The organism is Achromobacter sp. HNDS-1 (genome assembly GCF_040084795.1).
Taxonomy (GTDB): domain Bacteria; phylum Pseudomonadota; class Gammaproteobacteria; order Burkholderiales; family Burkholderiaceae_B; genus Achromobacter; species Achromobacter ruhlandii.
Genome location: NZ_CP157584.1, coordinates 5,198,635 through 5,212,575 on the forward strand (window position 1 = coordinate 5,198,635; position 13,941 = coordinate 5,212,575).

General features: G+C 67.0%; 13 protein-coding genes. 11 read left to right on the top strand and 2 right to left on the bottom strand.

What is annotated here, in order from left to right; all coding sequences use genetic code 11:
- Positions 1-24 precede the first annotated feature (24 nt).
- Genes ABFG95_RS24000 through ABFG95_RS24010 form a run of 3 tightly spaced genes read left to right on the top strand, consistent with a single transcriptional unit; the run spans position 25 to position 3,379 of the window.
- Positions 25-465 (top strand): TrbG/VirB9 family P-type conjugative transfer protein, encoded by a 441-nt coding sequence (locus ABFG95_RS24000; RefSeq protein WP_049075210.1) that lies wholly within the window; start codon positions 25-27, stop codon positions 463-465.
- Between the two features lie 33 nt (positions 466-498).
- On the top strand, positions 499-3,123 hold the full coding sequence (alaS, locus tag ABFG95_RS24005) for an alanine--tRNA ligase (protein WP_049075208.1): 2,625 nt from the start codon (positions 499-501) through the stop codon (positions 3,121-3,123).
- Entirely contained in the window at positions 3,110-3,379 is a 270-nt protein-coding gene (locus tag ABFG95_RS24010) for a sulfurtransferase TusA family protein (protein ID WP_026383462.1), read from the top strand. Before alaS ends, ABFG95_RS24010 begins: the two co-directional genes overlap by 14 nt.
- Before the next feature lie 85 nt (positions 3,380-3,464).
- Here the strand turns inward: ABFG95_RS24010 and ABFG95_RS24015 are convergent, their stop codons facing one another.
- Complete coding sequence (locus ABFG95_RS24015; RefSeq protein ID WP_068980498.1) at positions 3,465-4,046, bottom strand: hypothetical protein; 582 nt, start codon at positions 4,044-4,046, stop codon at positions 3,465-3,467.
- Positions 4,047-4,539: 493 nt separating this feature from the next.
- On the opposite strand from ABFG95_RS24015, the gene rpsP reads away from it, so the two are divergent.
- From rpsP to ABFG95_RS24055, 8 genes are all read left to right on the top strand, one after another.
- Positions 4,540-4,800 (top strand): 30S ribosomal protein S16, encoded by a 261-nt coding sequence (gene rpsP / locus ABFG95_RS24020; RefSeq protein WP_006387841.1) that lies wholly within the window; start codon positions 4,540-4,542, stop codon positions 4,798-4,800.
- Between the two features lie 67 nt (positions 4,801-4,867).
- A complete protein-coding gene (gene rimM, locus ABFG95_RS24025; RefSeq protein WP_049075203.1) occupies positions 4,868-5,485 on the top strand; it encodes a ribosome maturation factor RimM in 618 nt (205 codons plus the stop codon).
- Positions 5,485-6,303: a tRNA (guanosine(37)-N1)-methyltransferase TrmD gene (gene trmD, locus ABFG95_RS24030; protein ID WP_348994968.1), complete on the top strand. Its 819-nt coding sequence runs from the start codon at positions 5,485-5,487 to the stop codon at positions 6,301-6,303. Before rimM ends, trmD begins: the two co-directional genes overlap by 1 nt.
- Positions 6,304-6,623: 320 nt before the next feature.
- Positions 6,624-7,286, top strand: a complete 663-nt coding sequence (locus tag ABFG95_RS24035) for a helix-turn-helix domain-containing protein (protein ID WP_049075201.1) — start codon at positions 6,624-6,626, stop codon at positions 7,284-7,286.
- A gap of 102 nt (positions 7,287-7,388) precedes the next feature.
- Positions 7,389-8,141, top strand: a complete 753-nt coding sequence (locus ABFG95_RS24040; protein ID WP_049075200.1) for an ABC transporter substrate-binding protein — start codon at positions 7,389-7,391, stop codon at positions 8,139-8,141.
- Positions 8,142-8,260: 119 nt separating this feature from the next.
- Positions 8,261-8,914, top strand: a complete 654-nt coding sequence (locus tag ABFG95_RS24045) for an amino acid ABC transporter permease (protein WP_006393967.1) — start codon at positions 8,261-8,263, stop codon at positions 8,912-8,914.
- The gene (locus ABFG95_RS24050; RefSeq protein ID WP_348994969.1) at positions 8,911-9,642 is read left to right on the top strand and encodes an amino acid ABC transporter ATP-binding protein; all 732 of its coding nucleotides are present in this window, start codon (positions 8,911-8,913) and stop codon (positions 9,640-9,642) included. Before ABFG95_RS24045 ends, ABFG95_RS24050 begins: the two co-directional genes overlap by 4 nt.
- 9 nt (positions 9,643-9,651) lie before the next feature.
- The gene (locus tag ABFG95_RS24055; RefSeq protein WP_063569572.1) at positions 9,652-10,941 is read left to right on the top strand and encodes an FAD-binding oxidoreductase; all 1,290 of its coding nucleotides are present in this window, start codon (positions 9,652-9,654) and stop codon (positions 10,939-10,941) included.
- Positions 10,942-11,039: 98 nt separating this feature from the next.
- On the opposite strand, the gene ABFG95_RS24060 is transcribed toward ABFG95_RS24055, so the two are convergent.
- The gene (locus ABFG95_RS24060) at positions 11,040-13,934 is read right to left on the bottom strand and encodes a valine--tRNA ligase (protein WP_054417794.1); all 2,895 of its coding nucleotides are present in this window, start codon (positions 13,932-13,934) and stop codon (positions 11,040-11,042) included.
- Positions 13,935-13,941 lie beyond the last annotated feature (7 nt).

A 13,941-nucleotide genomic window follows, 5' to 3' on the forward strand; every position in this document is an offset into this window, starting at 1 on the left:
TCGCCGTTTCAGGCAGGGTGGAGCATGTTCAGAATCCTTTTTTTCGCCGGCGCGCTGTCGAGCCTGGCCGCTTGCGCGTGGTCGCCCGCCGGCACTCCGATGGCGCGGCCGGGCTGGCGGGCATCGGCCATCGCCGCGCCCGGGTTCCACTTCGATTGGCTGCTGTCCGGCGATCCCGCCGTGGCGCCGATGCAGGTGTTCGACGACGGCCGCGAGACCTGGCTGCAGTTCGCGCCTGGCCAGGCGCTGCCCGCCATCCTGGGCGTGGCGGCCGACGGCGAGCGCGTCCTGCCCCTTGCGCACCGCGATCCGTACGTGGTGGTGGCGGGTCGCTGGCAGGCCCTGGTATTCCGTGGCGGCAGGCTGGCTGCCCAGGCGCGCCGGGCCTCGCCAGGGGACGGTTCGGACGAGGCGGGACGCGCTGGGGTGGCCCCCAGGGTGCAAGCGGGCGACAACCCTCTATAATCAACGATTCGCCTAAATCCTGCTTCATCCACGATGAAATCCTCCGAGATTCGCCAGCAGTTCCTGCAATTCTTCAAGTCCAAGGGACACACCATCGTTCCTTCGTCGTCGCTCGTGCCGGGCAACGATCCGACCCTGCTTTTCACCAATTCGGGCATGGTCCAGTTCAAGGACGTCTTCACGGGCAAGGAATCGCGGTCGTACACGCGTGCCACGTCGTCGCAGCGCAGCGTGCGCGCCGGCGGCAAGCACAACGACCTGGAGAACGTGGGCTACACCGCCCGCCACCACACGTTCTTCGAAATGCTGGGCAATTTCAGCTTCGGCGACTACTTCAAGCGCGACGCCATCCAGTACGCCTGGGAACTGCTGACGCAGGTCTACAAGCTGCCGGCCGAGAAGCTCTGGGTCACCGTCTACCAGGAAGACGACGAGGCCTATGACATCTGGGCCAAGGAAGTCGGCGTGCCGGCCGAGCGCATTATCCGCATCGGCGACAACAAGGGCGCGCGCTACGCGTCGGACAACTTCTGGCAGATGGCCGACACCGGTCCCTGCGGCCCGTGCTCGGAAATCTTCTACGACCACGGCCCCGAGATCTGGGGCGGCCCCCCGGGATCGCCCGAGGAAGACGGCGACCGCTACATCGAGATCTGGAACCTGGTGTTCATGCAGTTCGAGCGCGACGCCGCCGGCAACATGCCGCGCCTGCCGCGTCCCTGTGTCGATACCGGCATGGGCCTGGAGCGCATCGCGGCCGTGCTGCAGCACGTCCACTCCAACTACGAAATCGACCTGTTCCAGAACCTGATCGCCGCCGCCGCGCGCGAAACCGGCGTCAAGGACCTGGCGAACAATTCGCTCAAGGTCATCGCCGACCACATCCGCGCCTGCTCGTTCCTGATCGTCGACGGCGTCATCCCCAGCAACGAAGGCCGTGGCTACGTGCTGCGCCGCATCGTCCGCCGCGCGCTGCGCCACGGCTACAAGCTGGGCCAGACCAAGCCGTTCTTCCACCGCCTGGTGCCCGACCTGGTCGCCGAGATGGGCGAAGCCTATCCCGAGCTGGCCGCCACCGCCGAGCGCGTGGCCCAGGTGCTCAAGCAGGAAGAAGAGCGCTTCGGCGAAACGCTGGAACACGGCATGCGCATCCTCGACGGCGCGCTGGCCAACGTGCCCAAGGGCGGCCAGCTGGATGGCACCACGCTGTTCACGCTGTACGACACCTACGGCTTCCCGGTGGACCTGACCGCCGACATCTGCCGCGAACGCGAAGTCGACGTCGACATGGCCGGCTTCGAAGTCGCCATGGAACGCCAGCGCGACCAGGCGCGCGCCGCCGGCAAGTTCAAGATGGCCGAAGGCCTGAGCTACGAAGGCGCGGAAACGCGTTTCGAAGGCTACGAAAAGCTCGAACTCGACAACGTCAAGGTCACGGCCCTGTACGTCGACGGCACCCAGGTGCAGCAGGTGCAGGCCGGCCAGAGCGCCGTGGTGGTGCTGGATGCCACCCCGTTCTACGCCGAGTCCGGCGGCCAGGTCGGTGACACCGGCCTGCTCGAAGCGGTCGGCGTGCGTTTCGCCGTGGGCGACACGCTCAAGATCCAGTCCGGCGTGTTCGGCCATCACGGCACGCTGGAAGAGGGCAAGCTGGCGGTGGGCGACACCGTGCTGGCGCGCGTGGACGCGGTGCGCCGCGCCCGCACCGTGCGCAACCACTCGGCCACCCATTTGATGCACAAGGCCCTGCGCCAGGTGCTGGGCGCGCATGTGCAGCAGCGCGGCTCGCTGGTCGACCCCGACAAGACCCGTTTCGACTTCGCGCAGGACGCGCCCCTGACGGCCGAGCAGATCGCCCGCGTCGAGGCCATCGTCAACGCCGAGATCCTCGCCAACCAGCCCACCGTGGCCCAGGTCATGGCCTACGACGACGCCGTCAAGGGCGGCGCCATGGCGCTGTTCGGCGAAAAGTACGGCGACACCGTGCGCGTGCTCGACATCGGTTTCTCGCGCGAACTGTGCGGCGGCACCCACGTCAGCCGCACCGGCGACATCGGCCTGTTCAAGATCGTGTCCGAAGGCGGCGTGGCCGCCGGCGTGCGCCGTATCGAGGCCATCACGGGCGACAACGCCCTGGCCTGGGTGCAGAACCAGAGCGCCTTGCTGGCCCAGGTGGCCGGCATGCTGCGCAGCACGCCCGCCGACCTGCCGGCCCGCATCGCGCAGGTGCAGGACCAGGTCAAGCAGCTCGAGAAAGACCTGGAACAATCGCGCAGCAAGCTCGCCGCCAGCGCCGGCAATGACCTGGCCAGCTCCGCGGCCGTCGAGGTCAAGGGCATCAAGCTGCTGGCCGCCAGCATCGGCGACGTCGATCCCAAGGCCCTGCGCGGCATGGTCGACAACCTGAAGGACCGCCTCAAGCCCGCGGTGGTGCTGCTGGCCACCGGCTCGGCCGACGGCAAGATCAGCGTCGTCGGCGGCGTCACGGCCGACCTGACCAACCGCATCAAGGCCGGCGACCTGGTGGGCTTCGTCGCCAGCCAGGTGGGCGGCAAGGGCGGCGGCCGTCCGGACATGGCCATGGGTGGCGGCACCGATCTGGCGGCGCTGCCCGCCGCGATCGCCAGCGTGCAGAAGTGGGTCGATGAGCGCCTCTGACATGGACAACGCGTCCGGCGCGCCAGCGCCGTCGTTCGACCAGGAAGTGGATGCCAGCGGCCTGACCTGCCCCTTGCCCATCCTGCGCGCCAAGAAAGCCCTGGCGCAGATGGAAAGCGGGCAGGTGCTGCGCGTCGTCACCACCGACCGCAACGCCATTCGTGACTTCCAGGCCTTCTCGCGCCAGACCGGCAACGTGCTGGTCGCGCAACACGAGGCCGATGGCCGCGGCGTGCATTTCCTGCGTCGCCGCTGATCCGGCGTTCCATGACAAAGGCCAGCCTTTACGGGCTGGCCTTTTTGTTTGGCGTGCCGTGGCGCGCGTCTGCGCGTCGCGCCGTCTATTTATGGATGGCCGCCGCCACGGCTTGCGTGATGGTGAAGTCCACCAGGTCGCCTTCCTTCAGTGTCGCCAGGCGCGCCTGCATTGCCGGGTCCTGCACCTGGATCGTGCGCAGCGCGCCTTGCGGGCCCTTCAGAGTGACAAGATTGGCGCTCTTGTTGATGTGCCAGATCTCGGCGGTGATGGTGGTCTGCCGGCCGACCGCGCCGCCTGGCTTGGCTCCCTTGGCGCTGCGCGTGCCGGCGGTCTGGGTGACCACTTCGGGAGCGCCGGAGCCGGCCGGGCGCACGTCGACGGCCACCGACTCGTAATAGTCCAGCGTCAACGAATCGCCTGGTTTGATCTGCTTGAAATTGCGCACTTCCGGGCCCGCCTGGATATCCACCACATTGCCATTGGCGCCCTGCAGCGTGATTGTGCGGGTGGCGGGATCCACCGCCGTGACCTTGCCGGTGGCGGTGGTCAGTGCCGCGCCGACCACTCGGGCCTGGGCCGCCATCGGCAGCGCCAGCATGCCCGCCAGCAAACCTGTTGCCGCCAGGCGCGCGACAGGGGTGAAGACAGTTTTACGGTTCTTCATGGTGCAGCACCCTCCGGTAGAGGAAGTTGTGGGAAAACGGTGGGGAGAAACAGGGCGCGATCAGCCCCTGCGAAAACGGGGACGTTCGCGCGGGCATGCGGTGCGTAAGAGCAGGGAAGGGCGACGCCGTTGCGGCGCGGCCGGGGGGAGCGGGCTTGAGGATGTGGCGTAGGGTGACATTCCGATCTCTCCAATCGGGGAAATGCTTCACACGCACTTGCCAAGGGCGCCGGTCGGGCGGCGCGTCCCGGATGGCAACGCCGCCGGGCGATTTTCATGCGCCCCGGCGCGGCACAGCGGCGCGTGACGGGCTACACTCTGTCTGCGGCGGGCTCCGGCCCGGATTTTGTAGAATACCCGTACGCGGTGCATATGTGGTGTTTTCGCGTATAAATCGCGCCGCGACTTCCGATGTTCAGCACCTGCATTTGCCAGCTGGCTTGTTTAAGTGCTAGAATTTCCCGTTTTTCACAACTAATTCAAGGGATTACCTATGGTGGTGATTCGCCTGGCCCGCGGTGGGTCCAAGAAGCGTCCGTTCTACAACCTGGTGGCCACCGATTCGCGTAACCGTCGCGACGGCCGTTTCATCGAGCGCGTGGGTTTCTACAACCCCGTCGGCAACGAAGGCGCGGAAAACCTGCGCATCGCGCTGGATCGCGTGCAACACTGGACCAGCAACGGCGCCCAGCTGTCGCCGGCCGTCGAGCGTCTGGTCAAGGACTACTCGGCCAAGGTTTCCGCCGCGGCTTAATGCCCGCGTCGCACGCCTGAACCCTGCTAGTTTCTAGCTACGCTGTACGAAACCGATAGCCCGATACATGTCTGATGCCGCACATTCCAACGCGGCGCCTGCGGACTTGATCGAGTTGGGCCGCATCAGTGCGGCCTACGGTGTGAAAGGCTGGGTCAAGGTGCAGCCGCATTCGGCCAATGCCGAAGTGCTGCTCTCAGCTTCTCAATGGTGGTTGACTCGCCCTGTGCCTGAATTGGCGCGGGGCGCTGTCGCGTCTGCGCCTGTCGCATACAAGGTCGTGCAAGTCCGTTCGCAGGGCGCCACCGTGGTGGCCCAGCTGGCCGGCATCGCCGACCGTGACCAGGCCGAAGCGCTGCGCGGTTATTCCGTGCAGGCGCCGCGGGGTTCCTTCCCCGCGCCCGAAGAAGACGAATACTACTGGGTCGATCTCATTGGCTGTTCGCTGTATACCACGGCGGACGGCGATGCCGCGCTCATCGGCGTGGTGGACGAGGTCCTGGATAACGGCGCTCACGCCGTCTTGAAGGTCTTGCGCCAGAAGGTCGGAGCCGACGGCCCCGAAACCTTGCTGAACGCCAAGGGAAAGCCCGCCGAAATGCTCGTTCCGTTCGTGCGCGCGCACATCCAAGCCGTCGATCTGGCCGCGCGCCGCATCGACAGCGACTGGCCCGCGGATCTCTGATGCGCATCGATGTCGTGACACTCTTTCCCGAGATGTTCGGGGTGGTGCGCGACCTGGGCGTCACCGGCCGGGCTCATGCCCAGGGCCGGTGGGCCCTGCATGCCTGGAATCCGCGAGATTTCACCAGTGATCCCCACCGTACCGTGGACGACCGCCCCTATGGCGGCGGCCCCGGCATGGTGATGATGGCGGCGCCGCTGGAGGCCGCCGTCAATGCCGCTCAGGCGGCGCGCGCGGCCCAAGGCCTGGGGCCGGCCCCGGTGGCGCTGCTCGCGCCCGTGGGCAAGCGCTACGACCAGGCCGGCGCCGAGGCGCTGGCGGCCAGCGACGGCCTGATCCTCATCTGCGGTCGCTACGAAGGGGTCGACCAGCGCTTCATCGAGCGCTGCGTCACGCATGAAATCTCGCTGGGCGACTTCGTCTTGTCCGGCGGCGAGATCGCGGCGCTGGCCGTGATCGACGCCGCGGTGCGCCTGTTGCCGGGCGTGCTGAACGACGGCGACTCCGCGCTGCAGGACTCCTTCAATGACACGCTGTCCGGCCTGCTGGACAGCCCGCATTACACGCGCCCCGAAGTCTACGAGGGCGCGCCCGTGCCGGCGCCGCTGCTCAGCGGCCACCATGCCAACATCTCGCGCTGGCGCCGGGAACGTTCGCTGGCGCTGACCGTCGCGCGGCGCCCCGAGCTGATCGAGTCGGCCCGCGCCCAGGGCTGGCTGTCGCTGACCGACGAGCGCTTCCTGGCCGAACTGGCCGGCGAGCCGTTGCCGCCGCTGCCCGCCAAGCGCCGCCGCGGATCCAAGTCCAAGGCTTCCTGAGTCGGCAGGCGCATTCCCTGGCCTTGCGCCATTACGCGCTCCTGTCGGTTTCGCGACGCGCGCATCCCTCCCGATTCTGGGCCGAGGCGCATCTTTCGGTGGTGCGCCAGGATGCGGGCATCCTGGTTTCATGCGGACGCTCCGGCCTTCATTCGTCCTCGTTCCTGCAGCCTGGCCGGCTGGCCGCCGTTCATCGCGCGGGATTCGTCCGCAAGCTTTTTCCCCTTTTCCAAGACCCGATCAGCCTAGGGATGCTCCTAGGTTGTAGTGACTCGGCTCGCTCCTTAGTATTGAAAATTACATAAAAATGAAATTTTCATATGAGCCGATCCTCTCCCGTGCCGCGTGATGCCGCCGCGCTGTCCAGGCCAGCGCTGGCGGCGGGTCGCCCTGAGTCCGCCGTCGACATGTGGCTGGGCCAGCAGTTGCGCCAATTGCGCAAGCAGCACGGCCGCTCGCTGGCGGACGTGGCGCAGGCCTGCGGCATGTCGCTGGGCCTGCTCAGCCAGATCGAGCGCGGCCTGAGCTCGGCGTCGGTCAAGACGCTGCACCAGCTGGCGCGCGAGTTCGGCGTGTCGGTCAACGCCTTGCTGCGCAACGCCGAGCACACCGAAGGCGAGGACGGTGGCCGCGTCGCCCGCGCCGGCACGCACCGCTATATCGACCTGCGCGAGAAGGGCATCGTCAAGGAGATGTACACGCCGCCGGCCTGCCGCAGCATGGACCTGTGCCGCGCCACCATCGAGCCCGGCGGCTCGACCGGCAACGAACTGTTCGTGACCGGGCAGGGCGAGCAGATCGGCGTGGTGCTCAAGGGCACGCTCGAACTCTGGGTGGGTGACCGCGTCGTGCTGCTCAAGGAGGGCGACAGTTTCTGCTATGCCAGCAGCACGCCGCGGCGCTGGCGCAATCCCGGCTCGCAGGTGACCGAAGTCATCTGGGCCATCTCGAATATCAATCAAGCCGCGGGGGATGTGACGTAACCGCCGCCTTGAGCGCGCGGGCAGTGAATCGGCGCGATGACACTGGGGATCATCCGCCGTCCGGGCACGCTCCGGAACGCTTTGCCTAGATGAGGAAATGTCATGAAATTCAAGACTCTGGTTGTCTCTGTATTCGCAGCATTGTCCACGGCCACGGCCGCGCAGGCCCAGACGGTGTTGAAGGTGGGGTCCACGCCCACCGGCAGTCCGTTCACTTTTCTTGACACCAAGACCAACTCCATCGAGGGGGTGATGGTCGATATTGTGAAAGCGGTCGGCAAGGAGGCTGGCTTCGAGGTGCAGATCGAGCCCATGGCGTTTTCGGCGCTGATCGGTTCGCTGACTTCCAAGCGCATCGACATCGTCTCGGCGGCCATGTTCATCACGCCGCAGCGCCAGCAGGTGGTGAGTTTCTCGGAGCCGGTCTATCGCTATGGCGAAGGCCTGATGGTGCTCAAGAGCGACAACAAGGAATACAAGTCCTTCGCCGACATGCAAGGCATGACGGTCGGCGTGCAGGTCGGCACCGCCTTCGTCGAGCCGATCCAGAAGAGCGGCGTGTTCAAGGAGGTGAAGCTCTACGACAACCCGCCGGACATGATGCGCGACGCCAATGCCGGCCGCATCCAGGGCGGCTTCATGGACTATCCCATTGCCGCCTACATCCTGACCCAGGGCAACTATCCCAACCTGAAGATGGCGCAGTCCTACCAGCCCACCGTCATGGGCAGCCTGGGCCTGGCCACGCGCAAGGACGACACCGCCTTGCTCGAACGCATCAACAAGGCGCTGGCCAAGCTGAAGGCCGATGGCGCCATCGACCAGATCCTGAAGAAGTGGGGGCTGGGCGGCTGACGCCCGTTTGATGGCGGGCGCGGCGCCACGGCAGGTGTCCGCCCGGACTGCGCGCCCTGGCGCGCGGACCGGCCGCGACCGGGCTTCCCGGATGCGGCCCAGTTGGGGTGAATCGAGTCATGACGGAATTCTTCAAAGACGCGGCGGAATATCTGCCGATCCTGTTGCAGGGCGCCAAGCTCACCATCCTGGTGACGCTCGGGTCGCTGGTCCTGTCCACGCTGCTGGGACTGGTGTGGGCGCTGATGCGGGTCTCCGGCAACAAGTACCTGTCCAAGTTCAGCGCGGGCGTGATCAACCTGCTGCGCGGCATCCCGATCATCGTGCTGCTGTTCTACATCTACTTCGTGATGCCGGACATGGGCATCGCGCTGACGGCGGTGCAGGCGGCCATCATCGGGCTGGGCATTGCCTACTCGGCCTACCAGGCCGAGAACTTCCGCGCGGGGATTGAAGCCATCGACCGCGGCCAGATCGAAGCGGCCATGGCGATGGGCATGAGCTGGAGCATGACCATGCGCCGCGTGGTGCTGCCGCAGGCCGTCAAGATCGTGCTGCCGCCTTACGGCAACATCATGATCATGATGCTCAAGGACTCGTCGCAGGCGTCCACCATCACGGTGGCCGAGCTCGCCCTGCAGGGCAAGCTGATCGCCGTGTCGACGTTCAAGAACGCCACCGTGTTCTCGCTGGTGGCGCTGATGTACCTGGTGATGTGCGTGCCGCTGATCCTGCTGGTGCGGCATCTGGAAAAGAGGAGTGCCGCCAAATGATCGAACTCAAGGGCGTGCGCAAGAGCTTTGGGTCGCTGGAAGTGCTTAAGGGCATCGATGCCGAGGTCAGCAAGGGGGAAGTCGTGTGCGTGATCGGGCCGTCCGGCTCGGGCAAGTCCACCATCCTGCGCTGCATCAACGGGCTGGAGCGCTACAACGCCGGCCGCATCACCGTGGATGGCGAGCTGGTGGACTGCGATGCGGCGTCCATCGTTTCCATCCGCACACAGGTGGCGATGGTGTTCCAGCGCTTCAACCTTTTTCCCCATCGCACCGCGCTGGAGAACGTGGTGGAAGGACCGATCTACGTGAAGGGCGAGCCGCGCGCGCAGGCGCTGGAGCGCGGCCGCGAACTGCTCGCCAGCGTCGGCCTGGCCGACAAGGCCGACGCCCATCCGCCACAGCTGTCCGGCGGCCAGCAGCAGCGCGTGGCGATCGCGCGGGCCCTGGCCATGCAGCCCAAGGCGATCCTGTTCGACGAACCGACCTCGGCGCTCGACCCCGAACTGGTGGGCGACGTGCTGGGCGTGATGCGCAAGCTGGCCGAGGCCGGCATGACCATGGTCGTCGTGACGCACGAGATGAGCTTCGCGCGCGAGGTTGCCGACCGCGTCATGTTCTTTGACGGCGGCGTGATGGTGGAGCAGGGCGCCGCCCGTGAAGTGCTGAATCAGCCGCGGCACCCGCGCACGCAGGATTTCCTGCGCCGCGTGCTGCATCCCATGTGAGGAACCATCATGTCGCAGACGCCGTTTCCGCTTTCCCCGTCGCTCTGGGCCGCCACCGCGGCGCCGCCGCCGGACACGCAGCCGCTGACGCAGTCCGCGCAGGCCGACGTGCTGGTAGTGGGCGGCGGCTATGCCGGCCTGAGCACCGCGCTGCACCTGGCCGAGCAGGGCGTGCGGGTGGTGGTGCTGGAGGCGCGCGAGATCGGTTTCGGCGGTTCAGGGCGCAACGGGGGGCAGGTCATTCCGGGCCTCAAGTACGATCCCGATGCGCTGGTCTCGATGTTCGGCGGCGAGCGCGGTGAACGCCTGGTGCGCTTCGCCGGCGCCACCGCCGATTCGGTGTTCAACCTGATCGAGCGGCACGCGATGGACGTGCCGCACGTGCGCAGCGGCTGGATCCAGGGCGCCCACACCCCCGCGGCGCTGGAACTGGCGCACGCCAGAGCCGCGCAATGGGCGCGCCACGGCGCCGACGCGCAACCGCTGGACAAGGCGCAGGTGGCGCGCCTGATCGGCACCGACCGCTATCTGGGCGGCTGGATCGACCGGCGCGCGGGCGCGGTGCAGCCGCTGAGCTATGCGCGCGGCCTGGCGCGGGCCGCCCTGAATGCGGGGGCGGTGATCCATACCGACACGCCCGTCACCGGGCTCAAGCGCGACGGCGGCAAGTGGACCGCCACGACCGCCGGCGGCGCCAGCGTGACTGCCGACCGCGTGGTGATGTGCACCAACGCCTACGGCGCCGATCTGCTGCCGGGCCTGAAGACCTCGATCATCGACGCCAATACCTTCCAGGTCGCCACCGCGCCGCTGCCGGAGCGCCTGCGCGCAGGCATCTTTCCGGAAGGGCAGGTCACCTCCGATACCCGCAATTTGCTGCTCTATTTCCGGCTGGACCACCAGGGCCGCCTGCTGATGGGCGGGCGCGGGCCGTTCCGAGAGCCCAAGGGGCCGCAGGACTGGGCCCACCTGGAACGGGTGATGGTGAAGATGTTCCCGCAGGTGGCCGGCACGCCGTTCGAGTACCGCTGGTGCGGCCGCGTGGCCATCACCCGCGACTACCTGCCGCACCTGCACGAGCCGCAGCCCGGCCTGCTGGTGGACATCGGCTGCCAGGGGCGCGGCGTGGGCCTGCAGACCAGCATGGGTCGCGCCATGGCGCAGTACCTCGTCAGCGGCGACGCACAGGCGCTGCCGGTGCCGCTGTCGCCGGTGAAGTCGTTCCCGCTTTATGGGCTGCGGCGCCTGTACGTCAATGCGGTGGTCACGTGGTACCGCATGACGGACGGCGGCGTGTAGGCCGGCGCCCAATCCGCGGACGCGGCAGGCATCGGCAAGATACCCGCGAAAAAAAGCCCCGGACGGGTCCGGGGCTTTGCGCGCGGCGGGTCAGGCGATCAGTTGCCCAGCTTGCCGCGCTGTTCGCGCACCGTCCGCAGCGTCTCGCCGAATTGCGCCACGCGGGCCTTTTCCTGCTCGACCACGGCGGCCGGAGCGCGTTCGACGAAACTGGCGTTGGACAGCTTGCCGTTGGCCTTGGCGATCTCGCCTTCCAGGCGGGCGATTTCCTTGTCCAGGCGCACGCGCTCGGCAGCCACGTCGATCTCGACGCGCAGCATCAGCCGGCTGGTGCCCACCACCTGCACCGGCGCGCCAGCGTCGGGCAGGGCGTCCAGCACGTCGACCTGGCTGAGCTTGGCCAGCGCGGCCAGGTAGGGCGCGTTGCGCGTCAGCGTGGGCGCGTCGCCCTGGGCGCACAGCGGCACTTTCTGCGCCGGCGACAGATTCATCTCGCCGCGCAGGGCGCGCACGGCCTCGACCTGGGCCTTCAGTTCGGCCACGTCGGCTTCGGCGGCGGTGTCCACGGCGGCCGGGTTGGCCTGCGGGTAGGGCTGCACGCTGACGCTGTCGGCCACGCCTTGCTGGCGCTTGCCGGCCACCACCGAGACCTTCTGCCACAGTTCTTCCGTGATGAACGGAATGATCGGGTGGGCCAGGCGCAGCACGCCTTCGAGCACGCGGATCAGCGTGCGGCGCGTGCCCAGCTGCTGGGCCGGCGTGCCGGTCTGGATCTGCACCTTGGCCAGTTCCAGGTACCAGTCGCAGTATTCGTCCCAGACGTAGCGGTACAGCGCATTGGCGATGTTGTCGAAGCGGTAGTCGGCAAAGCCGCGCGCCACGTCGGCTTCCAGCGCCTGCAGCTGGCTGACGATCCAGCGGTCGACGAACGAGGTTTCGCCCGCGTCCGGACCGGTCAGGTCGTGGCCTTCGGTGTTCATCAGCACGAAACGGGTGGCGTTCCAGAGCTTGTTGCAGAAGTTGCGATAGCCCTCGCAGCGCTTCAGGTCGAAGTTGATGTTGCGGCCCAGGGTCGCGTAGGCGGCCATGGTGAAGCGCAGCGCGTCGGTGCCGAAGGCGGGGATGCCATCCGGGTACTGGCGGCGCGTGGCCTTCTCGATGGCGCCGGCCTGCTTGGGGTTCATCAGGCCGTAGGTGCGCTTGGCCACCAGGCCGTCCAGGTCGATACCGTCGATCAGGTCGACCGGGTCGAGCGTGTTGCCCTTGGACTTGCTCATCTTCTGGCCGTCGGCGTCGCGGATCAGGCCGTGCACGTAGACGTGCTTGAACGGGATCTGGCCGGTCAGGTGCGTGGTCAGCATGACCATGCGCGCGACCCAGAAGAAGATGATGTCGAAACCGGTGACCAGCACGCTGGACGGCAGGTAGCGTTCCAGGTCGGCCGTCTTGTCGGGCCAGCCGAGCGTGGTGAAGGGCACGAGGCCCGACGAGAACCACGTGTCGAGCACGTCCGGATCGCGCTTGAGTTCGCCGGTGACGCCGGCGGCGCGGGCCTGCTGGATGGCTTCGGCCTCATCGTGCGCGACGAACACCTGGCCGTCATCCGAGTACCAGGCGGGAATCTGGTGGCCCCACCACAGCTGGCGCGAAATGCACCAGTCCTGGATGTTGTTGAGCCACTGGTTGTAGATGGTGGTCCAGTTGTCCGGGTAGAACTGGATGCGGCCGTCGGCCACCACTTCCAGCGCCACTTCGGTGATGCTCTTGCCCGGGTTGAGCGTGCCCTCGGGGGCCGGCTTGCTCATGGCGACGAACCACTGGTCGGTCAGCATGGGCTCGAGCACGACGCCGGTGCGGTCGCCCTTGGGCTGCATCATCTTGTGCGGTTCGACCTTGACCAGGTAGCCTTCGGCTTCCAGTTGGGCCACCACGGCCTTGCGGGCCTCGTAGCGCTCCATGCCCTGGAACTGCTTGGGGCCGTTCTCGTTGATGTGCGCGTCGAGCGTGAAGATCACGATCAGCGGCAGGTCGTGGCGCATCGCGCAGGCGTAGTCGTTGAAGTCGTGCGCGCCGGTGATCTTGACGCAACCGGTGCCGAATTCGGGGTCGACGAAGTCATCCGCGATGATGGGGATGTTGCGGTCGCACAGCGGCAGTTCGACTTCCTTGCCGACCAGGTGCTTGTAGCGCGGGTCTTCGGGGTGCACGCACAGCGCGCCGTCGGCCAGCATGGTCTCGGGGCGGGTGGTGGCGATGGTCATGCCGCGCAGAGTGACCGTCTGGCCGTCCTTGTCGACGATGGTCTGCGGACCGTCGACGAAGGGGTAGAGGATGTGCCACATGTGGCCGTCGGTCTCTTCCGACTGGACTTCCAGGTCGGACACGGCTGTCAGTAGCTTGGGATCCCAGTTGACCAGGCGCTTGCCGCGGTAGATCAGGCCCTGTTTATGCAGGCGCACGAAGGTCTCCACCACGCCGCGCGACATGCGGTCGTCCATGGTGAAGTATTCGCGCGGCCAGTCGGCCGAGGCGCCCAGGCGGCGCACCTGGCCGGTGATGGCGTTGCCCGACTTTTCCTTCCATTCCCACACTTTCTCGACGAATTTCTCGCGGCCGAGGTCGTGGCGCGAAACCTTCTGCGCGTCGAGCTGTCTTTCAACCACGATCTGCGTGGCGATGCCGGCGTGGTCCGTCCCCGGAATGAAGACAGTGTCGTCGCCCAGCATGCGGTGGTAGCGGATCAGGCCATCCATGATGGTCTGGTTGAACGCATGACCCATGTGCAGCGTGCCCGTCACGTTGGGCGGCGGGAACTGGATGACGTAAGGCTGGCCTTCGGTCCCCGTTTTTACGTGCGACCCCGCGGCGAAGTAGCCGCGCTTTTCCCACTCGGCGTACCAGCGGGATTCGAGTTCGGCGGGTTCGAAACTCTTGGAGAGTTCCGGGGAGTCGGTCGCGGCGGACGCGGCGTTCGGGGGAGCGGCTTGAGTCATTACAGGG

Coding starts and splice junctions, on each gene's coding strand:
- ABFG95_RS24000 (WP_049075210.1), top strand. CDS start 25: ATGTTCAGAATCCTTTTTTTCGCCGGCGCGCTGTCGAGCCTGGCCGCT.
- alaS (WP_049075208.1), top strand. CDS start 499: ATGAAATCCTCCGAGATTCGCCAGCAGTTCCTGCAATTCTTCAAGTCC.
- ABFG95_RS24010 (WP_026383462.1), top strand. CDS start 3,110: ATGAGCGCCTCTGACATGGACAACGCGTCCGGCGCGCCAGCGCCGTCG.
- ABFG95_RS24015 (WP_068980498.1), bottom strand. CDS start 4,046: ATGAAGAACCGTAAAACTGTCTTCACCCCTGTCGCGCGCCTGGCGGCA.
- rpsP (WP_006387841.1), top strand. CDS start 4,540: ATGGTGGTGATTCGCCTGGCCCGCGGTGGGTCCAAGAAGCGTCCGTTC.
- rimM (WP_049075203.1), top strand. CDS start 4,868: ATGTCTGATGCCGCACATTCCAACGCGGCGCCTGCGGACTTGATCGAG.
- trmD (WP_348994968.1), top strand. CDS start 5,485: ATGCGCATCGATGTCGTGACACTCTTTCCCGAGATGTTCGGGGTGGTG.
- ABFG95_RS24035 (WP_049075201.1), top strand. CDS start 6,624: ATGAGCCGATCCTCTCCCGTGCCGCGTGATGCCGCCGCGCTGTCCAGG.
- ABFG95_RS24040 (WP_049075200.1), top strand. CDS start 7,389: ATGAAATTCAAGACTCTGGTTGTCTCTGTATTCGCAGCATTGTCCACG.
- ABFG95_RS24045 (WP_006393967.1), top strand. CDS start 8,261: ATGACGGAATTCTTCAAAGACGCGGCGGAATATCTGCCGATCCTGTTG.
- ABFG95_RS24050 (WP_348994969.1), top strand. CDS start 8,911: ATGATCGAACTCAAGGGCGTGCGCAAGAGCTTTGGGTCGCTGGAAGTG.
- ABFG95_RS24055 (WP_063569572.1), top strand. CDS start 9,652: ATGTCGCAGACGCCGTTTCCGCTTTCCCCGTCGCTCTGGGCCGCCACC.
- ABFG95_RS24060 (WP_054417794.1), bottom strand. CDS start 13,934: ATGACTCAAGCCGCTCCCCCGAACGCCGCGTCCGCCGCGACCGACTCC.